The sequence below is a fragment of the Shouchella clausii genome, assembly GCF_002250115.1.
Classification (GTDB): domain Bacteria; phylum Bacillota; class Bacilli; order Bacillales; family Bacillaceae_D; genus Shouchella; species Shouchella clausii.
Map to the genome: position 1 here is coordinate 781,439 of NZ_CP019985.1, position 22,616 is coordinate 804,054.

The 22,616-nt window shown below is 43.0% G+C and carries 24 protein-coding genes; 5 read left to right on the forward strand and 19 right to left on the reverse strand.

The window, feature by feature from the left end:
* Window position 1: 1 nt before the first annotated feature.
* Together BC8716_RS03770 and BC8716_RS03775 are read left to right on the forward strand one after the other, a co-directional pair.
* Complete coding sequence (locus BC8716_RS03770) at window positions 2-1,345, forward strand: nucleotide sugar dehydrogenase (protein WP_094424004.1); 1,344 nt, start codon at window positions 2-4, stop codon at window positions 1,343-1,345.
* Window positions 1,345-2,037: a glycosyltransferase family 2 protein gene (locus tag BC8716_RS03775; protein WP_094424005.1), complete on the forward strand. Its 693-nt coding sequence runs from the start codon at window positions 1,345-1,347 to the stop codon at window positions 2,035-2,037. Before BC8716_RS03770 ends, BC8716_RS03775 begins: the two co-directional genes overlap by 1 nt.
* Window positions 2,038-2,065: 28 nt before the next feature.
* On the opposite strand, the gene BC8716_RS03780 is transcribed toward BC8716_RS03775, so the two are convergent.
* From BC8716_RS03780 to BC8716_RS03795, 4 genes are read right to left on the reverse strand one after another with little or no spacing between them, the layout of a single operon-like run.
* A complete protein-coding gene (locus BC8716_RS03780) occupies window positions 2,066-2,980 on the reverse strand; it encodes a glycosyltransferase family 4 protein (protein WP_157730346.1) in 915 nt (304 codons plus the stop codon).
* Window positions 2,981-3,011: 31 nt separating this feature from the next.
* A complete protein-coding gene (locus BC8716_RS03785) occupies window positions 3,012-3,701 on the reverse strand; it encodes a glycosyltransferase (protein ID WP_094424007.1) in 690 nt (229 codons plus the stop codon).
* Window positions 3,702-3,711: 10 nt separating this feature from the next.
* Window positions 3,712-4,539, reverse strand: a complete 828-nt coding sequence (locus BC8716_RS03790; protein WP_094424008.1) for a hypothetical protein — start codon at window positions 4,537-4,539, stop codon at window positions 3,712-3,714.
* Window positions 4,529-5,521 carry a glycosyltransferase family 4 protein gene (locus tag BC8716_RS03795; RefSeq protein WP_157730347.1) on the reverse strand — a complete coding sequence of 331 codons (993 nt, stop codon included), beginning with the start codon at window positions 5,519-5,521 and terminating at the stop codon, window positions 4,529-4,531. The genes BC8716_RS03790 and BC8716_RS03795 overlap by 11 nt, the downstream gene beginning before the upstream one ends.
* Window positions 5,522-5,723: 202 nt before the next feature.
* On the opposite strand from BC8716_RS03795, the gene BC8716_RS03800 reads away from it, so the two are divergent.
* Window positions 5,724-6,656 (forward strand): SDR family oxidoreductase, encoded by a 933-nt coding sequence (locus tag BC8716_RS03800; protein ID WP_094424010.1) that lies wholly within the window; start codon window positions 5,724-5,726, stop codon window positions 6,654-6,656.
* A gap of 262 nt (window positions 6,657-6,918) precedes the next feature.
* Here BC8716_RS03800 and BC8716_RS03805 read toward each other — a convergent pair whose 3' ends face one another.
* From BC8716_RS03805 to BC8716_RS03870, 15 genes are all read right to left on the reverse strand, one after another.
* Window positions 6,919-7,467 carry a GNAT family N-acetyltransferase gene (locus tag BC8716_RS03805; RefSeq protein ID WP_094424011.1) on the reverse strand — a complete coding sequence of 183 codons (549 nt, stop codon included), beginning with the start codon at window positions 7,465-7,467 and terminating at the stop codon, window positions 6,919-6,921.
* Window positions 7,468-7,481: 14 nt separating this feature from the next.
* Entirely contained in the window at window positions 7,482-8,705 is a 1,224-nt protein-coding gene (locus BC8716_RS03810; RefSeq protein ID WP_157730348.1) for an MFS transporter, read from the reverse strand.
* Between the two features lie 5 nt (window positions 8,706-8,710).
* Window positions 8,711-9,190, reverse strand: coding sequence for a tRNA (N6-threonylcarbamoyladenosine(37)-N6)-methyltransferase TrmO (gene tsaA, locus BC8716_RS03815; RefSeq protein ID WP_094424013.1), 480 nt, complete (start codon window positions 9,188-9,190; stop codon window positions 8,711-8,713).
* The gene (locus BC8716_RS03820; RefSeq protein WP_094424014.1) at window positions 9,187-9,540 is read right to left on the reverse strand and encodes a hypothetical protein; all 354 of its coding nucleotides are present in this window, start codon (window positions 9,538-9,540) and stop codon (window positions 9,187-9,189) included. Before BC8716_RS03820 ends, tsaA begins: the two co-directional genes overlap by 4 nt.
* 10 nt (window positions 9,541-9,550) lie before the next feature.
* Window positions 9,551-10,309, reverse strand: coding sequence for a class I SAM-dependent methyltransferase (locus BC8716_RS03825; protein ID WP_094424015.1), 759 nt, complete (start codon window positions 10,307-10,309; stop codon window positions 9,551-9,553).
* On the reverse strand, window positions 10,302-10,982 hold the full coding sequence (locus tag BC8716_RS03830) for a hypothetical protein (RefSeq protein ID WP_094424016.1): 681 nt from the start codon (window positions 10,980-10,982) through the stop codon (window positions 10,302-10,304). Before BC8716_RS03830 ends, BC8716_RS03825 begins: the two co-directional genes overlap by 8 nt.
* An 11-nt stretch (window positions 10,983-10,993) precedes the next feature.
* Window positions 10,994-12,430, reverse strand: a complete 1,437-nt coding sequence (locus tag BC8716_RS03835) for a coproporphyrinogen-III oxidase family protein (RefSeq protein WP_094424017.1) — start codon at window positions 12,428-12,430, stop codon at window positions 10,994-10,996.
* Window positions 12,431-12,441: 11 nt separating this feature from the next.
* Window positions 12,442-13,734, reverse strand: coding sequence for a radical SAM/SPASM domain-containing protein (locus tag BC8716_RS03840; protein ID WP_251179958.1), 1,293 nt, complete (start codon window positions 13,732-13,734; stop codon window positions 12,442-12,444).
* Window positions 13,735-13,973: 239 nt separating this feature from the next.
* Window positions 13,974-14,105 carry a hypothetical protein gene (locus tag BC8716_RS22710; protein ID WP_011245356.1) on the reverse strand — a complete coding sequence of 44 codons (132 nt, stop codon included), beginning with the start codon at window positions 14,103-14,105 and terminating at the stop codon, window positions 13,974-13,976.
* A 174-nt stretch (window positions 14,106-14,279) separates the two neighbouring features.
* Window positions 14,280-15,632 carry an SLC13 family permease gene (locus BC8716_RS03845; RefSeq protein ID WP_157730349.1) on the reverse strand — a complete coding sequence of 451 codons (1,353 nt, stop codon included), beginning with the start codon at window positions 15,630-15,632 and terminating at the stop codon, window positions 14,280-14,282.
* 83 nt (window positions 15,633-15,715) lie between these two features.
* Entirely contained in the window at window positions 15,716-16,903 is a 1,188-nt protein-coding gene (locus tag BC8716_RS03850) for a glycerate kinase family protein (protein ID WP_094424019.1), read from the reverse strand.
* 179 nt (window positions 16,904-17,082) lie between these two features.
* Window positions 17,083-17,637 carry a PepSY domain-containing protein gene (locus tag BC8716_RS03855; protein ID WP_169715901.1) on the reverse strand — a complete coding sequence of 185 codons (555 nt, stop codon included), beginning with the start codon at window positions 17,635-17,637 and terminating at the stop codon, window positions 17,083-17,085.
* A 216-nt stretch (window positions 17,638-17,853) separates the two neighbouring features.
* Window positions 17,854-18,579: a PepSY domain-containing protein gene (locus tag BC8716_RS03860; RefSeq protein WP_169715902.1), complete on the reverse strand. Its 726-nt coding sequence runs from the start codon at window positions 18,577-18,579 to the stop codon at window positions 17,854-17,856.
* 78 nt (window positions 18,580-18,657) lie between these two features.
* Window positions 18,658-20,013 (reverse strand): sensor histidine kinase, encoded by a 1,356-nt coding sequence (locus BC8716_RS03865; RefSeq protein ID WP_094424022.1) that lies wholly within the window; start codon window positions 20,011-20,013, stop codon window positions 18,658-18,660.
* Between the two features lie 3 nt (window positions 20,014-20,016).
* On the reverse strand, window positions 20,017-20,703 hold the full coding sequence (locus BC8716_RS03870) for a response regulator transcription factor (protein ID WP_062749100.1): 687 nt from the start codon (window positions 20,701-20,703) through the stop codon (window positions 20,017-20,019).
* 347 nt (window positions 20,704-21,050) lie between these two features.
* On the opposite strand from BC8716_RS03870, the gene BC8716_RS03875 reads away from it, so the two are divergent.
* Window positions 21,051-21,791, forward strand: coding sequence for an SIS domain-containing protein (locus tag BC8716_RS03875; RefSeq protein ID WP_011245351.1), 741 nt, complete (start codon window positions 21,051-21,053; stop codon window positions 21,789-21,791).
* Window positions 21,792-21,875: 84 nt separating this feature from the next.
* On the forward strand, window positions 21,876-22,586 hold the full coding sequence (locus tag BC8716_RS03880; RefSeq protein WP_094424023.1) for a GntR family transcriptional regulator: 711 nt from the start codon (window positions 21,876-21,878) through the stop codon (window positions 22,584-22,586).
* Window positions 22,587-22,616: the final 30 nt, after the last annotated feature.

A 22,616-nucleotide genomic window follows, 5' to 3' on the forward strand; every position in this document is an offset into this window, starting at 1 on the left:
ATTGCGTTCTCATGAAAAACCGCAATTTTATGACCCTAACTACACTAAAGTTGGCGTTATTGGTTTAGGATATGTTGGCCTTCCGCTTGCGCTGTTGTTTACAAAAAAAGGCTACCATGTTACCGGAATCGACATTGACGCAGACAAAGTCGCCTCGTTGCAACAAGCGTCGAGCTATATTCCCGATATTGAAAATAGGGAACTTGCTCAAATGTTGGCTACAAACAAGTTAACGTTTGCTGCTGATTATCAAGGAATCGAAGACTTGGATATTATTGTCGTATGCGTCCCAACACCGTTAGCAAACGATAACAAGCCTGATTTACGCTATTTAAAGCACGTAAGCGAAGCCCTTTATCCTAGACTGCAAAAAGAACAGCTCGTTATTGTCGAAAGTTCGACTTACCCTGGTACAACACGCGAAGTGATCCAACCTATTTTAGAAAAAAGCAATTTGATCCCTGGAAAAACGCTGCACTTGGCTTATTCGCCTGAGCGGATTGATCCAGGAAACAAATCGCTTGCGATTGAGGAAGTGCCTAAAATTATAAGTGGGCTTTCCGAGCAATGCCTCATGCGTGTTACAGCCTTTTATGGGCGTGTGTTTAACACCATTGTTCCTGCCTCCTCACTGGAAGTCGCCGAACTTGCCAAGCTTTTAGAAAACAGCTACCGCTTTATTAATATTTCGTTCATCAATGAAATGGCAATGTTTTGCGACAAACTCGGCATTGATTTATGGGAAGCGATTTCGACGGCAACTACTAAGCCTTACGGATACCAGGCGTTTTATCCTGGCCCTGGGATTGGGGGGCACTGCATCCCGATCGACCCTTTATATTTATACTGGGTCGGCGCACAGCGTGGCTTCCACACCCAATTTTTATCGTTATCCGAGCAAATGAACCAAAACATAACATCTTATGTCGTCGAACAGATTAAAAAGCTAGCCGAAACCAGCAAATCCATTTCCGATGCGTCAATTGTGTTATGCGGGCTTTCTTATAAAAAAGATTCCAATGATGTCAGAACCTCTCCTGCACTTGACATTATGAAGGCACTCATCCAACTTGGCGCCAACGTCTGTTATCATGACTCCCATGTTCCGGCGGTGGAAGTCGGACAAACCAACTATTCTTCGCAACCACTCTCTCAGGAGTTGCTAGAAAGCGCTGATCTCGTTGCGATTTTGACCGATCATTCCAACTTGCCAATAAAGTCGATTATGGAACACGCGAAAGTGGTTTACGATACAAAAAATGTGACAAAAGGGTATAAAGGGAAAGCGAAGACAGTTGTGTTAGGAGGCGGGGGAACGCTCGATCCAGGAGATGGGAGAGGCTGATGATCTCGGTCATAACATGCACAAACAGAAACGACAGCATGAAGACGGTATTTGACAATTATTTGCGTCAAACCATGAAGGACAAAGAGCTTATTGTCATCCTGAATCATGACAAAATCGATCTTAACGCTTGGGAAGAGCAAGCGAAAAAACTGCCTCGCGTTTCTGTTTTCCAAGTGCCAGGACGCCTGTCTGTCGGGGAATGCAAAAATATTGCCGCTGAAAAAACAGCCTATAGCCATATTGCAAAATTTGACGACGACGATTACTATGCCCCTCTTTATTTAGAGGCGGCATGGTCTGCTTTTGAAAAACAGCGCGAGGCGGATATTGTCGGAAAAAGCAGCGTTTATTTCTATTTCCAAAAAAGCAACTGTATAGGCTTATTTCCTTCATTGTATGAAAATGAGTTTGCCAAACAAGTGGTCGACTCGACGTTAGTATTCAAAAAAGAACTATTAAAAGATGTTTCCTTCCCAAAAATAAAAGTTGGTTCCGATAAAAAATTTCAACGAGATTGTCACGCAAAAGGGTTTCGGATTTTTTCTACTGATCGCTATAATCACGCGGTAATCAGGTCTAGAAACCCGAATCATCACACTTGGAAAATAAGTGATGAACAATTGCTGAAGGGCTGCATCAACCTTGTTTATACGGAGGACTACAAACCTTTGGTCACAAGCCAAGTTTAAGCATTTGATAAAGTCCAAAATTGTGCCTCTATTGGGAGCGTTTTTGCAAAGATAAAAAGAATGTTTCCCACTCGGCTTTGCATGCCTCCAATGTCCAATGTTTGACAACCTCGCCTCGAATTCTCTTTGAAAACTTCTTTCTTTTTTCGGGGCTATCCATTAATGCCTTCACGGCGCTTTGAAATGCGTCTGGCGTTCTCGGAACAATGAACCCATTTTTGTTATGTGTGATCAATTCTGGAGCAATTCCTACACGGGTGGAGATAATCGGAACGCCACAAGCAGCAGCTTCTAACAGTGGCAACGGAATATGTTCAGACGCACTAGAACAAATAAAGCAATCTAATTGTTGATAAAACGCTGCCATCTCTTCCCGTGGCACCCTATCTTTATATGTGCGTATGTCAAGCTCCACATCGACGACCTTTAATGCCGCCAGCACTAAATCATACCCTTTTAGCTGGCGGTAATCCTCTTGATCAATTCTACCGACCCATCCCACCTTAAACCGCTCGCTTTCGTTCCGCTTCTGTAGAGGTTTAAATAGCGTTTCATCAATGCCCACCCTCGTTCTCGCAATAGGAATGTATGGAGTTAACCTGTCTTTAATTTCTTCAGATGACGTATTAATACCGCGAAACCCCTTTAAAAAACGGACAAAATCGGCTTCATCTGAATGGTTATTTGTATGGTTATCGATGATGCGAATCGATGTGATCCCCGTTGCCATTTTGTTGTATGGGATCGCAGTCCGCTTGTGTAGTTTTTTAGCAATGTTTATCGACATTGGGTAAATCAGATCATAGCGATTTTTATCGTCTGGCATTACCTTTTTGACATACTTGAGCTCTACTTGGATTTCATCAAATTTTAATGAAAGGAGATCTTTGGCACGATAATCAAACGCCCACCCTGGGTTGCCGGGAACCAATAAGATTTTCATAAAATCCAACCTCTCAACATTAGGATAACAATTATCCTGACTGCTTTTTGAAATAATCAATATGTTCGGCAAATAATTGGTCAATGCGATCGTTGTATTCCTCATTTTTGGTAATCGCTGTATGCCCAGCAATCTTATTAATCCAGTTTTCTGGCCGTTTAATCGCGATTATGGGGACACCCTCTTTTGCTGCTTTACAAGCGATAAAGGCATCCCTCATGTTTTGGTAAGGAAAATCGTTTGGTGTGATGGCAAAGGAGTCTGAATGCATGCACGATGTACCGACGCCAGGTATGAGTACCTGTGTATGTTTTTTTAATCGTTGGTACGAACGGTGGGAATTCGTCTTATTTTTAAAGACTTTCTTGACAGGGGCGTTTACATCAAAACTGGCACCGTGGACGCATGCGATAATCTTATTGTTGTAGCTCTTCATTAAAGCAACCATGCGCTCGACATAATTATCAGGGTAAATCAAGTCGTCATCTACACAAAAATAGTAGCCTTCCGTTTCTGGAAACCCTTTAAATGCCATTTGTCCGCCTAAATTTTGTGTGGAAAACGAGAGTCTGATTTTGCTTTCTTTTTTCAAAAAATCAGGGCACTCGTTTAAACCATTGACATGGATATACATCCGGTCGCACTGCTTTAGAAGCGGTGGTACAATTGTCTTCAAGTTTTCAAACCGGCTTGGCATTGCAGCCATCCCAACCGCAATCATTGTCTCCCTCCTAATGTTGCCTCAACAACTTCTTCAGTATTTGCACTTCTTTAATAGGGTTTATTCGCTCAAGTTCCTTAAACAACGGATCGTTATAATAGCGCAGCAGCGCTTTTTTTAATACAGCGTATTTAGGAAGTTGGTGAAATTTATTTTTGTGGCCATTGTCGACATAGCTTTTAAAAGAATCAACGCCGCTCCTCAAAATCCCTAAATGGAAACCGTGGTGGGGGCGGTAATGATGGTCATTCATTTTTCCAAAGCCAATCGTTTGCTCAATTAAATTATATAAAAACTCTTCATTTCGAATTCCCGTGCGAAAAGCGGCTTCGATTTTTTCAGGAGCGTCTATATACTCATTGATCACTGGCTCCATTTTCTCAAAATACTCTTTGACTTTAAAAAAATGCAGCCCTGTCAACCGCCTCGACTGAGGGCGAATTTGATTGCTGTAAGGCAGGCCTATGTCTTGGCAATGTTTTATATGAGAATCTAGCAGCGACGGCTCTTCTTTTACAATCAGGAAATCAATATCACCGATATATGCATACTTAAATCCTTTAAACTCAGCATGAGGCAATAAAAACCGCCTTGCTTTTCCTTCACTCGCTTTCGATATTTTGTCTGTATAATAGTTTTCTTTTATTTCAAATGAACTAGACAAGTGTTGTTTGATTCGCTCAAGACTATCTGTTTCTTTCGTAGAAAGGTTGTCATATGAAAATACTTTTACAAAATAGTCGGGGTAGCTTTTCAAAACGCTGTAAACGAAATAAGGGATATACCTCTTGTAATTTCCAAATACATATGTTGTTACACATAGAGACTTACTGCTCATGGGCATTCTCCTTTGTTTGCTTGTTAGGCTGTATGAGAAAGAGCACCTCTAGCCAATCGCCGATTGTTTTATCGACTGTATAGTAGGAAACCATTTGTTGCCTTGCTTCTTTTTTCAGCTCATTTAACCAGACTCTGTTCTTTTTTAGTTTATTAATTTTTTTGGCAAACTCTCCTGGAGAAAGACTGTTCAAAATCAAAGATTGGCACTTCGGACCGGCAACCGTTTTCACGTAGCCTACATTTGTTGATAATACGGGCACCCCACTAGCATAAGCTTCCATTGCCGGAGCAGGGCCCCCCTCATTTGAAGAGGTAATTAAAAGAAGATCCAACCTGTTGTAAAAAGCAGGCATTTGTTTTAACGGAGTATAAGACGACCGTGTTGATTCAATAAATTCGATATCAGGGTCATTGGCAAATGCTTTCACAATCCCTTTGTACAACGTTTGGTAGTTTTTTACTTTCCGGTGTTCATTCCCAACCCACCCGATTACCAGTTTTCGTTCATCAAGTGAAGGCAAGTCGAGCTTCGGGCAAAATTGGTCGGTATCAACAAAAGGGCGTATAAACGAGACATGTCTTTTGGGAAGCCGTTTCTTTACCTCATGCGCTAGTTTGGGGCTTATTGCCCCATAACGAGAGGCTTTCATCATCCGATGAAAAAAATCATTATTGGCTTTAAAAGGATCGTTCCATTCTCGGTATGACAGGTGGTTCTTGGTAATGTAGTTATATGATCCGATCTGGGCAGAATCAACCCGTACCCCTAGCAGCAACAAAGACTGAGCAATTCCTAACCCTAAGGCTGAAATAACCTCATAGCCAAAATTGATTTTGGCAACTTGGCCTTGTCTTTTCACGTTTTCCTCCACTTCTTTCAAGGAGCAAATGTCCAAATAAGGATGATATTGTTGAATGATTTTCGCTTTTGCCCCTAACACCCACCAATCATAATCGTATACGAGCAAGTGTCTGGCCACCTTAAGCGCTCCTTTGCTATTTTGGCCAGTTATGTTCGTGCCTCCGGTCTGACCGTTATTCTGATAACCCATCGTATGCCCAAAAGCTTTTTATTATGCGTCACTGGCATGGTGAATCACGACACCTGTTCAATTTTGGAAACACCGGATTTTTATTTGCATAAACTAAGAGGGATGTTTACAAATACAAGGGGGTGTCCACGTGGCAACTTACCTAATTACAGGGGGAGCTGGCTTTATTGGCTCCAATATTGCCAAAACGCTTGTGGCTAAGGGAGAAAAAGTCAAAATTTTAGACAATTTCAATACAGGAAAAAAGGACAACATCGCTGAATTCATAGATGAAATTGAAGTCATCGATGGCGACTTTACAAATGAGAAAACGGTCCAATCTGCGTTAAAGCAGGTCGATGTGGTTTTTCATCAAGGAGCGATTCCGTCTGTACCAAAATCGATTCAAAACCCAATCGAATCCAACCATGCCAATGTCTCTGGTACGCTCCAGCTCTTGCAAGGTGCGGTTGAAGCAAAAGTAAGTCGATTTATTTACGCAGCTTCGTCATCAGCTTACGGGGACTCGGAAACATTGCCTAAACATGAACAATTGCCTGGCAACCCTATGTCCCCTTATGCGGTCAGCAAATACGCAGGCGAACTTTATTGCAAAGTTTTCCATAACCTTTATGGTTTGGAAACCGTTTCGCTTCGCTACTTTAATGTCTTTGGACCTCGTCAAGACCCCAATTCCAAATATGCAGCCGTTATCCCAAGCTTTATAAAGGCGATGCTAAACGACAAACCACCGACTATTTTTGGCGACGGCACACAATCACGTGACTTTACGTTTATTGACAATGTCGTTTCTGCCAATTTATTAGCAGCCAACGCCCCTAAACTACAAGGAGAATCGGTAAACATAGGGGGAGGCGCCAGCATTGACCTCAACTCCTTGGTAGATGAAATCAATGTACTCTTAGGCAAACAAATTCAGGCAAGCTATGGGCCTGAACGGCCAGGCGACGTAAAACATTCCCTTGCCGATATCCATCTTGCCGAAAAGCTCATTGCCTACCGTCCTATCGTTTCATTTCGGGAAGGATTAAGACAGACGGTCGAGTGGTTTAAACGCCACTGACTTATCGCCTAGCCTGTCGATGAGCGTTCCAATAAAGCCGAGTCAATCTAAATGCTGGTCACATGTAGGTATGCTTTACTAAGTTCGTCGAACCGATCGTTATCTTTTATTTGCTCCTTGGATACTTTTTATGTGTCGGCTTGTTAAACGGATGCTTCTCAAATTTCATCATAACGGAAAGCTTAAAAAAACAGCACCTCCATTGGGTGCTGTTCTACGTAGCGATTAGTCAGGAAAGAGTATTGTCAACGGTAGCATGCGCCTATTTTATCCTTTCGGCTTCCTTGCCTAAACCGTACCTTCCTAGATCCATGGATTTGTCATTAATTTTTCCATAATAGTGGACATCGACAAAGCGGCCATTTTTAAAAACGGCCTCTTTACGGACACCTTCAAGTTCATAGCGGCCTTGTTCCATCATCGCCAATACCCGGTCATTGGTGGCCAGCACTTCCGCTTCAATGCGCCTTAATCCAATATCGGTAAAGCATATATGTTCTAGTTGGCGAAGCACTTCTGGCCCGTAGCTCTTTCCCCAAAAGGCAGGCTTAATCATAATCCCTAATTTGCACGTACGGTTCACTCCATGGATATCGTGGATTTGCGCAATGCCTACTGCTTCTTCAGCCATAATCTTAAAATGCTTTTGCGATTTGTTCGTAATCCAAGACTCCAATTTCCCTTTAAGGAGTAAACGGCTTTGCGGGTAGTTATATCCCAAAATAGCGGTTCGAAATACCGCTTCATCATTGTACATTTCATCAACCAATTCAATGTCTTCCATATTCAAAGGCTTAAGAGCCAATTTCATCTTCGCCACTCCCTTTAGCTAATTCTTTCAAGCGTAGTGGTCGCTTCCTGGTTAAATGGATGGAACCAATAGCGTACGATCAACGCTAATGATAAAATACACAGCAAGGCGAACACGATGCGGATATGGATAAACTCTGCCGCCACACCACCGATTAAGCCAGCAACAGGCAACGTCGACTTGCTTAGCATTAAAAACAGCCCGTTGACTCGGCCGATTAAATCATCAGGGACAATTTGCATTCTTAACGTTTTATTAACAACATTAAAAATAATAATCGGTACTGTATGGACCATCATCGCTAGCCCTAGCGTAACCCACCCTGTGCTAAGCGAAATAATGCCAATGCCGCCGCTGCTGACCATTAAGCATACGAGGAGCATCCGGTTCGTTCGTTTGAATGTTTTCGTAATCAATGGAATAAAAAACGTCAGAAGTACTTGCGAGACGGCAGCGATCGTATAAATGAGTCCCGTCTGGGATGAATCCAGTGCCAATGTATCCCTTGCAAAAAAGACAAGCAAGGCGACAACGACAGCATTGGAAATGTTCACTAACATCATAATCAAAAGAAGCGGTTTAAGAATTTCGTGGTTTTTCACGTAGCTTGCCCCTTGGACTAAATGTTTCCAAGAGCTGCCGCCAGCAATTTTTTTAATGTTATCTTTTTTGATTCGATAAAACAAGACAACGGCGCAAATGATAAAAAACGAGATAGCATCAAGAAGCAACACCGTAAAACCACCGAACATGCTAATCAACATCCCTGCCAAAGCACTGCCAAAAAGCAGCGAAGTGGAGTCAAGGAACTGAAATGACGAATTAACGATCACAATTTTATCTTTTGGAAACATTGATGGAATGATGCTGTTTAATACAACGCTAAACACCGCTCCCCCACAAGCAATAAAAAATCCGCAAACAAAAATCCAGATAATCGGAATTTGACTGGCTGCTGCGTTTCCTATGACAATCGTTAACAAAAAGAACCCTTGTAAAAAAGCAGAGAGAAACAACAGCAACTTATGGGAAAAGCGATCCGCCAACAGCCCTGCCAATGGGGAAACGAACAAAAAAGGAATTGTCTCTAGAAAGAACATGACTCCCATATAAAAAGAGGAGCCCGTTAATTCGTAAATGATCCATGGCATGGCAATCAAATAGAGCTTATCGCCTATTTTCGAGACGAGCGACCCGAAAAAAAAGAGAATGAAATTACGGTTTGTTAATAGCTTCAACTGCTTCAATCCTTGTAGTAGTTTTTCATCAACTCGGTGATCCACCCCGGTTGCCTAACTTCGCCGATCGGCCCAAACTCGTTGACATAGGGCTTAATGTCAATGACAGGGGTGCCATCGATCGCGTCTAACGCTTTTACGGTAAGCCTATTTCCGTTCATTTCCAACAACGCACATCTAGACACACCAATTGCGTTCGGCCTGCCTTTCGCTCTTTGTGCAAAAATGCCAACGCTTGGCCAGTCTGTATTATTGCGTGGATGGCGGTCTTGGTAGACAATTTTGTTTTGGTCAACTTGATCCATGTGGAAGACGATTTCCAAATGGGAAAAAGAATCTAGTCCTTTTAAGGCAGAAAGGGGAATCTTCTCGTTCACAACAATTTCACTAATAACAGAGCCCCAATGGTCATCGGTCATTTTAGTCCGCGGCGAACGGACGTGGCCAATGTATTCTATCGTTGTCGTTTGCTTTTTGCCTGTCATGTCCACACCTCGTCTCGAATCAGCAAATGGCCTCTTTCAATCTTTTGTACACAAATGAAAATCTCTTCTTCCTGACACCCTTCACAACGGGCGATCACTTGCTTCATTTTTGGCAAAAGTGCTTCTAGTTTTTCTGATGAATGGCTTTGTTTGCAAACCATTTTGACAATTGGAGCAGGACAAGGGTTCATCAGCCAATCTTGTTTATAGGCGTGCTCGATTTTGTTCCATAGTACCCAGCAATAGTCTGCGGGGATCGCCAACTCTTTTGTGACCGTGTTGGCGATTTTGCCTAGTAACTCTTCGTTCGTGGGACAGTCAAGCGGTGAATGAAGTGTAATCACTGGCATCCCTTTTCCCTCATTTCGTCAGAAGGAACATTGCTGTCCTTACAGGAATGTAAAAATCATCTTCTCGTTTTTCGATTCCCATCGTCTTTAAAAAATGGGCCGGCGCTTGTTCCAATTTAGCGCGGATTTCACGCTCTGCTTCCCAACCAGAAGAAGCGATTTCACACCACCGTTTGATGCTGATGCCTCCTGGCTTTTCGCTTAAATCACTAAAGCCTTCGACTATTGTAAGTCCTGCGTATGTCAAAAGGCCGAGCCATTCTTGATACGAGTAGCTTTTAATATGCGTTTCGTCATGGAGCAGTTCCAATTCATGATTGAATTGGTCAACTTGTTTGTCTTCATACCCTTCCAAGTCAATAATCGCGATTGTTCCACCTTTTTTGGTTACTCGTTTCATTTCTTTTATCGCTACTGCGATATCGGTAAAATGGTGGGCTGCCAGCCGCGTTACGACAATGTCAAATTGCTCCGATTCAAAAGGCAAGTCCTCAGCGTAGGCGCAAACGGTTTTAACGCTTTTTCCTTTTGTAGCAGCAAGCTTTTCAACATTGGCCAACATAGATTCAGAAGGGTCAACACTCGTCAATGAGTGGGGCGCAAGCGCCAACCCCAAATGGCCCGATCCGCATGCAACATCACAAATCGCTTTGTCACGCACATCTCCTAACAGCTTCTTTAACTGGTCAATTGAGGGACTTGCTTTGTGAACCTCGCTCTTTAAAAAATTGTCTGCGATTTGGTTAAACCGTTGGGCACTTTTATTCATGAATCGATTTTCCTCCTCCTACTAGGCGAACAAGATGGGCAATTGGCCCTTCCGCCTCACTGTTCATTGGATTGAGCGAGTGTCCCAATCCTTTTAAAATCGATGTTTCGACTGGCGCTGTGCTGTTTATACAGCCTCTGACAGTTTGGCTGTACTTCGCTGGGGCGATCAGATCAGCGAGGCTTATATTCTCACCAAACGCAATATAATCCTCGCTTCCATATACAAGACTGATCGCTTCAACTTGTTCGGCAACAGTAACCGCCTCATCGACATACAAGCCAATCAACACTGCTGACGAAGGGCTTGTAACGCTTTGCAGCTTCTCTAAAACGAGGTTTGCTCCTAATGACATTCCTATAAACGTAATGCCGCACGCAGGGTGTGCTGTTTTAATCCATTGGTAAACCGCACATAAACGCGACGCCCGATAGCCGTACTCTTCGTCTGATATGCTTTCTCTGCGGTTGACCCGATCAGGAAAATCAAACCGGCAGACACCGATTTTTTCTTCGACCAAGCTTGCTTCTAATTGGTCGTATAGCTTCCGCTCGCCTTCAGCGCCGTCTTCATCGAATTTTCCCATTTGCCCCGATTGGACAATCAAAACGATTTTTTTAGAACCAAAAGGGATGTTCTCGTACAACCGATATCTAGATGGATTCATTTCCATGCGATATCGCCTTACTTATGGCAAATTTCCGAAGAAAATTGCCCAATTTGCCCGTGGAAATAGACAGAGATAATTTCTTCATGCAGCGCTTCCCCTTCAAGGGTAGGCAACAATCGGTCGTCATCAAGTTTCATTAACAAATTACTTTCGAGCAATGATCGAATAACTCCTGCATAAGGTTCGTCATTGATCAAGTCAACATGAAACTCTTTTTGATAGCGGCTCAACTGGATTGGTTGGTTTGACTTGTAATTAAACCCTAATGAAGTGGAAATCGCTTCATTTCCCGTTAGCATTCTGCCAAAAGAAGACGGCGATTCATCGTTTTCCATCCGTTCCACGTAGCGATTAATATCGCTAACATTATGGGTTTGCAAAATAGTGCCTTCCTTGTCATTTAGCCAGCCATATACGCCTGGTCCGTAGGCAATCATGGAGTCATAGCGCTCCCATTTATTTTTCGAAATTTGTGGAATATTGCCTTCAGGGTAAGTGTTTTTTCGACTCCACCACCCGCAAGGGCTAGGCTCATAGCCATATTTGAGGAACACCTTCAAAATCTCCTCGCGCATTTGGTATGTTTGCTCCAATGTTGGAAACAGCCCCTCGGCTTCCATTTTTTCCCGCACACGGTCATTATTCCATAATGACACATTGCCAATCCCCATCTTTTGCCTATCGGCATTGCGCAAACGATAAATCGTAATCGTCGGCACACCCATATCGCAGAGCACTTCTATGTCACGGGCAACACTGTTCGCAGTTTGGTGAGGCAACCCAAAAATAATATCGACATTGAACGGTTTGTTAGACAACAACAACTTGTTAATCGCATCAATCGACATTTTTCTGTCATGTTTGCGGCCGACCGCTTTAATCACATCGTCTTCCAACGATTGCACACCCATGCTAAAGCGGTTAAATCCCATTTCCAGCGCCTGTTCAATTTCATCGCCCTGGTAATTGTCCGGATTTCCCTCGAGTGATATTTCACAGTCATTCGCGATCGTGTAGTGTTCCCTAATATGTGCAACGATCTTTGCCAGTTGATGCGGTTTCATCAGTGAAGCAGTCCCACCGCCTAAGTAAATCGATTCGATCTTTGCTTTCGTTACCCAAGGCGCTTGCCCAATCGTGCTGGTTGATTCTTTAATTAAAAGGTTTACCCACCGATCAAGCACTTCTTCTTCATTCCCATTTTGAGGCAAGTACTTTTTCACGTAATTGCAAAAATAACAAATGTAGGAACATAAAGGCACATGAAAATACAATGTTGCCGGCTTGTTTGCCCCATCAAAGTTGTTATACAAATCAGCCAACGCTGCTCCTTCTACTGTTTCCCCGAAATTGGCAGTTACATTAATGTTATAATTATTGTGAGAAATTTGCAATTCAGGATGCCTCTTAAGCAATTCGCCTACATTCAATTCCGTTTGATTCAGAGCCATCTGTACTCCCCCTATTGGTCAATTTGCAATTGCAATTTGTAACCTGCTCGCTTCCTCTCTTCCCAGTAACGGTTTGCCTCAAGCATAAAGCGCTGTAAATATTCAGTTGCGCCACAACCAAGCTTGTCGCCAGAGACATTCTTAGCCAATGGCGGGCAACGGAACTGGCACCAAATGCCTTCTTGGTAAACAGCACAACTTTGGCATCCTGCAAATTCATCAAATGTAATGCTGCGAAACTCGTCAAAGCCGTGTTCCCATATGTCTTTAAAAGAATGATCTCGCAAATTGCCTGCTTTGTAATCATCGTTGCTCATACAATTGCTGCAAGGGTAAACATCTCCAGCACTGTTAATGTAGGCAATCGTCCTTCCACATTTCTCTTGGTTCGTTTCTCGTTCAACTTTTTGGCAAAACTTAACCGTTTCTAAACTAAACATCCGCGTCGCTTCAGCTGGTTCACTAGCAGGTGGTTTCTCAAATTCGGGCTTGCTGAAACGATCCATGCATTTCTTATAAATGGCAATCGATTTATCAACGAGTTCCGGCGGCAACAAGATGTCGGGATGCATAAGTGCTCGGCCAATTGGATGGGTTTCGAGCCATTGTGGGCGCGGATAGCCGTTTTGGGCACACCATTCAAAAATTTCCTCAGCGTCATCTAAGTTATAGCGATGGACAGAAATCGCTGTCCTGAACGCATGTCCATACTTTTTCATCCATTCAAACTTTTGCCTCAGTTTTGGGAAATCCATTCCCCCACGAATTGTCCGTTCTGGATCAGCGGTATCAAAGCTAATGAAAAAAGACGTATTTGGCGCTAACGCCGCCAGCTTTTCTTCTGTAATGAGAAGTCCATTGGTAAAAACTTGTGTATAAAAAGGTTTCGTTCTCGCGTAGTTGATAATTTCCACCGCATCCCGATGGGCGAAAATTTCTCCCCCGCTTAAAAACAGTTGGAGAATGCCAGCGTCAGCAAGTTGGTCAATCGTCTCTTTAATTAACTCGGTTGACATCTCATTTGGCCTTTTGTACGCCGAGTTAGCGTAACAATGCTTGCAGCGCAAGTTGCATAAATTCGTTGTTTCAATAAACGCAATCGCAGGCGCGCTTAAATGAAATTTATTTAAATCCACTAACGGGTCAGGGATTATGTAACGATTTAAAGCTGTGAGGTCAATGCGCTCACCTTTATTAAACCGGTCGAATTCCGCCTTGGCCGCCTCTTCAAAAAAGTGAACCTTCCCGGTCGGCAACAGCCCGACAATCCCCCCGTCGTTTACTTGATACGGAATCATTACCATTAAAACCACCACCCACTATGTTAATGGGAGGTGCTGTTGCACCTCCCTCAAACTGTAGCCAAACGCTCGCATCCTTCGTTGTTCGTCTCGTTCATATGCTCATGAACCCCCGTTCTATTCGCATCTTCACTCGACTTCACGCCTCGGCTGACAAGCGTTTTCTATCAGTTCGAGTGATTTTGTCGACGTTGTCGACAACCGCTGGGAGGTGCTGTTGCACCTCCCGAAGGCCAATTAAATTAATTGAGTTCCATGTCTTCTAATTTCACGCTACCTGTACCTGCTCCTACCACAGCTAGTGTGATACCGTCTTTTGGTTGCTCTTGGTCCAAGCGGATTCGTTTTAAGTTGCTAGATGATTTCTTTTTCATCGCCATCCCTCCTCCCTCGCGGTTTAAAACATAATAATTATGTTTGCTCAGGTTATTCTGCTTCCCTAACGAAACCCCTGCCCCCTTGCAACAAACTCCATGTTGGGAAATGTTTTCATTACTATTTCACTAGGCAGAAACCCTCATTTTAGACAAATTTACTAATAGAGCGTTTTACAAAGATAACCCTGTCCATCGCCAATACGTATTAAAAAATATGACGATTAACCCAAAATAAACCAATGCCAGTAAGCAGCTCAAACGAAATAAGTCATTCGCCTTAAAACTCGGTTTTTCTTCAAAATAAATTAAAAGCGCTTTAGAACTAATCGGAAAAGTTAAACAATAATTAAGAGCAACCATTGTCATAAACAGCAACGCTTGTGGATTGAATCCTTTTGCTAGCGCTAAAGCTAACAATGGCGGGACAAGTATGACCGCTCTCGTAGTATGGGAGGGTATGTAAAGGTGTGCGCTCATACAAATAGCAATCAGGAAAAAGATCGTCAAGGATTCTGAATGGATTAAATACCGTTCTGCTCCTCCCAACAGTAGCTGTACGGCCCATTCTGCTGCCCCTGTTTGCATCAATGCTTCCCCTAATGCAATTGCTGCCCCTACGTAAAGAAGCAAATTCCATGAAACAGCCTCTACCCCTTCTTTCCACTTAATTACCCCTATCTTAGGCATAAGCAAAGTGAAAGCGCCAATGATCGTCACGGTCGCTATGTGAATCCCATGGGTCGCTTCAGTTAGCCACAAACCCACCATGGCGACTATGACTAAAACAGTCCGTTTTTCAGCAGAAGTCATAGGCTCTGACATCTGATTTTCATTATGGAAATTCAGTTGCCGCGCCCGTTTGTCTAAAAACAACCACCCAATCATCAAGCAGGCACCTATACTGGCCAAAAAGGCAAAAGGCATCCCCCATATTAGCCACTGGACAAACGATATACGCTCGTGTCCGAGTGTCGGTAAATAGTCATTGGCAATCAAATGGGAGCTAGCACCGATCAAGGTTGCATTTGTTGCCAAAAGAATAACAGTCGGAATTAATAGCGCAAGCGCTTTTGTAAAACGCTCGTTATCCGCTTGTTTCGACAAATCGCGATATAGGGGCAGCAGTACTGAGGCCCGTCCAGAAGTGGAGGGAATGAACAACGTAAGCACTTGGGTAATTATCGTAACAACGAACAGCAGCAAAAATGTCGAGCGCGCCTTGGTAGTGAGCGCAAACGACATTCGTTTGGCCAAGCCTGTTTTCTGCATACAGGCGCCAATCATAAATGTCCCTAACATTAACCAAATTACGTCAGAGGAAAGAGATTCAAAGAGCAATTCCTGCGGGACAGCTCTCGTGAGAACAAGCAATAACAGTGCGCCTAAAGCGACCATCGCTGGCGGAAGAGCCGTAAACAGCCAACAATAAATAGCCAATATTAACATAATGAGAGACATTCTGCCTTCAGCCGTAAGCTCTGATGGAGTCACGGCTAATGACAGAACAACAGCTGCAAAAAGCACCTTCCACTTCCCGCGCTTGCGATTACTATCGGAACTTACAAAACATTTCCTGCGTTTTGTCCTCACTCTCGTCGCCTCGATCGTCATGACGCTTTCCCGCCTTGACCTTCTTCCTTATCCGCAAGGGACAAGCCCACTAATACCATCCTTATGGATGCCTCTGTGCAATCGCGAATCCATTTTTCTGTTTTTTCCATTGCCGTCTCTAAACTTGACGGCGTTTGCAAAATGCTCGTAAAAACGTCAATTCCATGACGGTAATTGATGTTGGCTCCCTTCCCAATTGTGCCAGCAATCACAATCACCGGTTTACCATAACTTTTTGCCCGTGCCGCCACCTCTGCTGGGATTTTCCCTTTTGGTGTTTGAAAATCAATGCTTCCTTCTGCCGTAAATACTAAATCGGCTTGTTGGATATGACGGTCAATGTCTAAATATGTAAAAATCACTTCATACCTTGGATACAGTCTCGCTCCCAATAATCCATGAAAGCAAGCGCCTAACCCTCCTGAAGCACCACCTCCTGGAATGTCCCTTACACGGACGCTAGTTGTTTCCACGATTCGTTCTGCCAAATTTTGAAGACCACGATCCAATAAATCAATTTGCATCTGGGATGCGCCTTTTTGCGCCCCAAAGATACGGGCAACCCCATTTTTTCCACATAAGACGTTATGCCAATTACAGGCAACATCGATGGGGATATAAGCTAGACGGCGGTCTATGCCACTAAGGTCAATAGCAGCAATAGATGGCAAAACAACAGCCCCCTTCCTTGCGTCGACTACCGATCCAGTTTGATCGAAAAAACGAATGCCTAACGCTTGTCCCATCCCTATGCCCCCATCACTAATGCCTGAATCGCCGCAGCCAACAAGGATACGCTCCGCCCCAAAATCGAGGGCTTTTTTAATCAATTCCCCTACACCAAATGATGACGTGAACAACGGGTTCCTCTTCTCTTTCGGTACGAGTTTCAACCCCGCAGCTTGAGCAATTTCAATCACAGCCGTACGTTTCTCACGAGTGCCCAAAAAACCAAATATCGCTGTCACTTGTTGGTTTATTGGTCCGGTCACCTCCACTGAATGCAATGTGCCGGCCGTCCACGCTACCATCGTTTCTGTAAACCCTTCCCCTCCATCGACTAAAGGGACAGAGATCACCTTCGCCTCAGGCAAAGCCCGAATAATTCCCTCCTTCATGTTGGCAGCGACTTGTTCTGCGCTGACACTCTCTTTAAAGCCTGATGGAGCCAAGACAATATTCATAAGTGATCACTCCTAACTTTTATAAACCAAGAATAAACAGCAAAAAATAGAAAGCGCTGTGAAGTATATGAAAAGACGATTAAAAAACGGTTTTATTTTGCTTAAAACCGATATAGAGCAACAAAAAAAGCAGCCAGGCATAATGCCTAGCTGGTCGTATAAGAGCGGCTTATTATAATTTAGTCATCCATGTCCACTTTTAAGACTTCTCCGCTTACAGCAGCAATGTCAATGGTTGTTTCATTATTCTTGCCGGTTTCGACTTCGATTTCATACACATATTGGCCATCCTCTTTATCCAATTCCACTTCCGATACAATACCATCTACTTCTTCAAGGGCCCGTTTGATGGCTTCATCGGTGGAAAGCGCATCTGCTGGCAGTTTGCTGCCTTCGTCGTCATCGTCGTTATCCTCGTCGTCTATGCGTTCACTTTTCCTTTGTTTGACCTCGCCCGAATCAGCAGCAATGTCAAATTCATATTCTTGGCCGTCTTTGTGGATTTCTACTTCATAGTGATCTTCCCCATCATCACGATCTCGCTCCAATTGCAGAATATGGCCGCCTCCTGTTTCACGAATGGCAATCTCCTCAGCTTCTTTATAAGTGATGCCTGACTGATTCTCTTCCTTTTCATTCGCTAATACGGCATCACTGCTCAAAGCGTATCCACCCAACGCAAGCCCACTGATCAAAACGGTTCCCGCAAGCACTAAATTCATTCGTTTCATCATGATCCACTCCTTTGTTGTTGTTACGTTTATCATAAGCAACAAATATTAAAACAAAGGAAAGGAAAGATTAGAAAACAATGAGAATCCCTTTAAAATGTGTTTAGTCATTAAACAATGATTAACCTAGTGTCACACAAATGTTTTTAGTCCTACCTTGCTGTCTAGTGCCAACCAAGTCGTTAGTGAAACGAACTTTCTGCACTGGCGTTGTCTTTTCTAATCATCATCGTCACGGCCTTCAATAGCGACGCTCTCAATCGCTCCGGTAAATGCATTGACGACAATTGTTCCTTCTTCGCTGTCTGTTTCAATTTCAATCTCATAGACAAGCAAACCATCTTCTTCGTCTAGTTCACTGTCGACAACCGTTCCATTCAACTCCTCTAAAGCGATTTGCTTTGCCTCTTCGACGGAAATTTGCCCCCCAGTTTCAACTGGTTTTTCTTTGGAACGTATGACATCACCGTTAACCCCGTCAATGTCCACTTCGATTCTTTGGCTGTTCTCTTTTACTACAATCACATTATAAACGTTCCTTTTCTCATCATAATCGATTGACTCCACTATGCCGTTCCCTTCAGTAGAGGCAATTTTTTCAGCGTCTGTTTTAGGAATTCGCTCCTGATTCTCTCCATCATTTGGCTGGTTGTCATTGTTCTTCTTTTCTTGTTGAAGCTGCTCAATCTTTCCAGTGGCTCCATCAACAAAAAGCACATACGTATTGGCGTCTTCCTCTAGTATAATTTTATATTGCTCTTTTCCCTTGGCGTGCGTCAGTTCAGAGGAGACAATGTTGCCGGCATATTTGGCACTTACTGTTTGCCTGACTTCCTCTTCCGTCAAAAGCGGGTCATTTGTCCCCATTACGAGCGTAGTAGTGCCAAATACAGCTGCTGTAGTAACGACAACAATGCCTATTGCCCAATACCATTTCCTTTTCATAGCCATCATCCTCCCTTCCCATTTTCCCACAACTTTATTACAGCTACAGGAAAAAGACATTAAAATCTGCTGAGAAGCTCAGTGATTCAGGTGCAGCGGAAGATAAACAGTTGCGGTTGTCCCTTCGCCCTCTTTGCTTACAAGCTCGATCTTTCCATGATGGGCGTCCACGATTCGCTTAGCGATCGGCAGTCCTAAACCAGTTCCACCTGTTCCCCTTGTGCGGGACTTATCCACGCGGTAAAAGCGATTATACACGTTGTCTAATTCATCTTTCGGAATGCCTATGCCCCTGTCTGTTACTGCGATTTGTGCTTCGGCTTCAACTGAGGCAACCGTGATTTGGACAGGCGCGGCGCTGTATTTGATGGCATTGTCCAATAAAATAAACAGCAGCTGCTTTATTTTTTGGGGGTCGCCTTCCAATTCAACTTTGTTTGTGGCTGCGTCTACAATGATTGACCGTCCAAATGCTCTCTCTAAATTTAGCGCAGATTCCTTTGCCACTTCCACTAAGTCGATTTTTTGGCAATCAACCTTAAACTGTGACTCATCTTCGGCCAAGAGCAACATTTGCTGGGCCATTTCCTTCATGCGGACAGATTCTGAGTAAATGGCCTCTACCGCTTCTTCCAAAACCTCAGGCTTTTCCTTCCCCCACCTTTTCAACAATTTGGCATAACTTTCCACGACCGTTAATGGCGTTTTTAGCTCGTGGGAAGCGTCTGAGACAAATTGTTCTTGTTTTTTATAATTGGTTTCAAGCAAATCCATCATTCGGTTAAACGTTTGCGCCATTTTGGTCAGTTCGTCATTTGACTTCTTTTCAAACGCGATACGTTTAAATGTGCCACGTTTTTGGATTTCCTCCATTGTCTGAATCATGGCAGCAATCGGATTAACAATCAAATTGCTTAAGACGCGCCCACCTATAAAAGAAGGAATTACAATCATTAAGGTAGCGATCGCCAAAATGACTTGCAGCACTCTGAGCGTATTCTCCATAGTCCCCTGTTTTTCCGTTAGTTCAAGGGACACTACTTCTCCATTCTCCCAAATGACTGGGTGAGCCGCTACAGTATACAACTCCCCCTCTATGCGGTGCATTTCGCTCTGTTCTCCTTCACGGTAAACCGTAGGTAGCTCTGTCATCTCTCGACTTCTCGCTACGTCAAGCAAACTTTTTCCATCTTCCGATATGATCCGAATTATCGAATCGGCAGGCAAATAAGCTCTTAGAAAGCGAGGCATATCCAAACTGGCATCAGCGGTGTGCAATGCCTCGGCCATATTGTCCATTTGCGTTTCAGCACGCTCAACTGCTTCATTCTCCATTGTTTTTTGGAAAACGACATAAATCGCCCCATTTGCCGCCAACACTAATAAAAGCAGCCAAATAGTGGAGAACAAGGTAATCCGGTTTTTAATATTCATCGCTCATTCCTTCATCGTATAGCCAACTCCCCGGACAGTATGGATGTATGGCTTAGAAAAGTGTGTGTCAACTTTTTTGCGTAAATAGCGAATATAAACATCGACAACGTTCGTTTCTCCATAATAATCGTATCCCCAAACGTGCTCGATGATCTGTTCGCGGCTCAGTACTTGGCTTTTATGAGAAACAAGAAAAACGAGCAAGTCAAACTCCCTTGGCGTCAATTCTATCGGTTTAGATCCTCTTGTGACTTCCCTAGTTTGCACATCGATTGCCAAATCGCCTAGTTCGTACCGCTCCTCTTTTTGCGACGCCTTATAAGCCACTGACATGCGCAAACAGGCACGAATCCTCGCAAGCAGCTCTTCAATTTCAAAAGGTTTTGTAATATAATCATTTGCCCCTAAATCGAGGCCGCTAACTTTATCAGGCAATGAATCGCGTGCTGTTAGTAAAATCACTGGCGTCTTACTTATGCTACGGATGCGCCTCAACACTTCCATTCCGCTTAATTCAGGAAGCATGACATCGAGGAGCACCAAGTCCCATTGCCCTCTTTTAAAAGCTTCTAACCCAGAAAACCCTGTCGATGCCGCTTCTGTTTCATACCCTTCATGTTCAAGTTCTAACTGTATTAGTCGGGCAATCTTTCTTTCATCCTCAATAATCAAGATTGATTCTCCGCTCATTCGCTCCTCCGTTTCTTCCTGTTCCATCCCTCTTTTCTGGATAGGATACTCGAACCAGCCAGTTTTTATAAAATCATAGCACAGGAGGGGACAATACAAAAGGCATGCCAAATTAGGCGTTTTGCCCCTTATGATGCCTGTCCTTTCCACCACATTGCGCTGACCTTTTCGCGCTTATATCCGTTCGTTTACTAGTTATTACAGCGAAATAACGCTATTTCCTTTCCCTTAAAGTAGAATACTTGTTGCCAATTATTCTTAACGTATTTCCATCAAAACCTTCCTATTGACTTGTCAATACTACTTGTTATAACATGTGTGTATAACAAGTTTAGGGGGAGAAATGAATGGAAACAAAAGCGGAAATTACTCGTTACTTGGATTATTTGACTGAAACATGGAAGTCTGTTACGGAAAACGAAATTGACCACATTAATCAAGCTGCTGAGTTCATTTTTAATTCTTGTAAAGACGGAGGTCGTTTTTATGTGTTTGGATCTGGCCACTCACATATGATCGCCGAAGAAATCTATATTCGTGCCGGTGGGTTAGCCTATGTAAAAGGAATTTTACCTCCAGAATTAATGTTGCATGAGATGCCCAATAAAAGTACTTACCTAGAAAGATTGGATGGATACGCCAAGAGCATTCTAAATCTATACAAAGTAGATGAAAAGGATACGTTAATGGTCGTTTCGAATTCTGGACGAAATAATATTCCTGTAGAAATGTGTTTGGAGGCAAAGAAACTAGGAACAAAAGTGATTGCATTGACATCAATGGACCATGCAAAGAATGTGTCTTCTCGTCATTCCTCCAATAAAAAAATACATGAAATTGCAGATGTGACGATTGATAATCATGCTCCTAAAGGAGACGCTGCCTTTCAAATGCCTGGTGTCAAAGCAGGATTAGGACCAACCTCTGATTTCACAGGAATAGGCATTGCCCAAACGATTATCATTGGTGTCATCCACAAGTTAAAAGAAGCTGGATTGGATGTTCCTGTATTCCAAAGTTCCAATTTAGATGGTGCAGACAAATATAACGATCACCTATTCGACACTTACTACGGTTACTGGAAGTAATCCCTTATCCTTCTCAATTTTCAAATGAAATGAATATACATGTTATAATAAGATGTATTAAATTTTCTTTAAGGACTGAAAAGGATGAAGGAAGCATTACCGAAATATCAAGTTGTAAAAGAATATATATTGGCGCAAATAAAAAAAGGGGTTTATTTGCCGCATCAAATTATTGAATCAGAATTAGAATTGATGGAAAAGCTGAATGTCTCAAGAATAACCATTAGAAGAGCGTTAGAGGAATTGGTGCATGATAAAGTATTGACAAAGAAAAAAGGGGTTGGCACATTTGTGAACCCCCTTCCTAAATATACGGGTTTCAAGCCAGGTGTAAGCTTTACTTTGGAAGCAAAAAACAGAGGGATGCGACCCTCCACCGAACTATTACAATTAACAAAAGTGTTTGCTGATGATAAACAGGCGGAGGATATGCAAGTGGCAATTGGCGATCCATTATGGCTAGTTGAGCGGATCCGATATGCAGACAATGTTGCCGTATCTTATGAGTTAGAGTATTTTGATCATCACTTGGTGGGCAATCTTACAGAAGAAATATGCGAACACTCGATTTATGAATTTTTGGAAAAAAAGGGCATTGAATATGAGTTTGTCGATCAAAAAATTTCTGCTGTTTTAGCTGAAGAGACTTCCTCTAATCATTTAAGTGTTCCTATAGGGTCTCCGCTCATATCGATTAAAAATATTGCTTGTTTAAAAAATGGCAAACCGTTTAATGTTGGCTTTGCTTTATATCAAACCGATTCCTTTTATTTAATGCATACGATTTATCGATAACGACAAGATGGCCCCAATCAAGGAATAAGC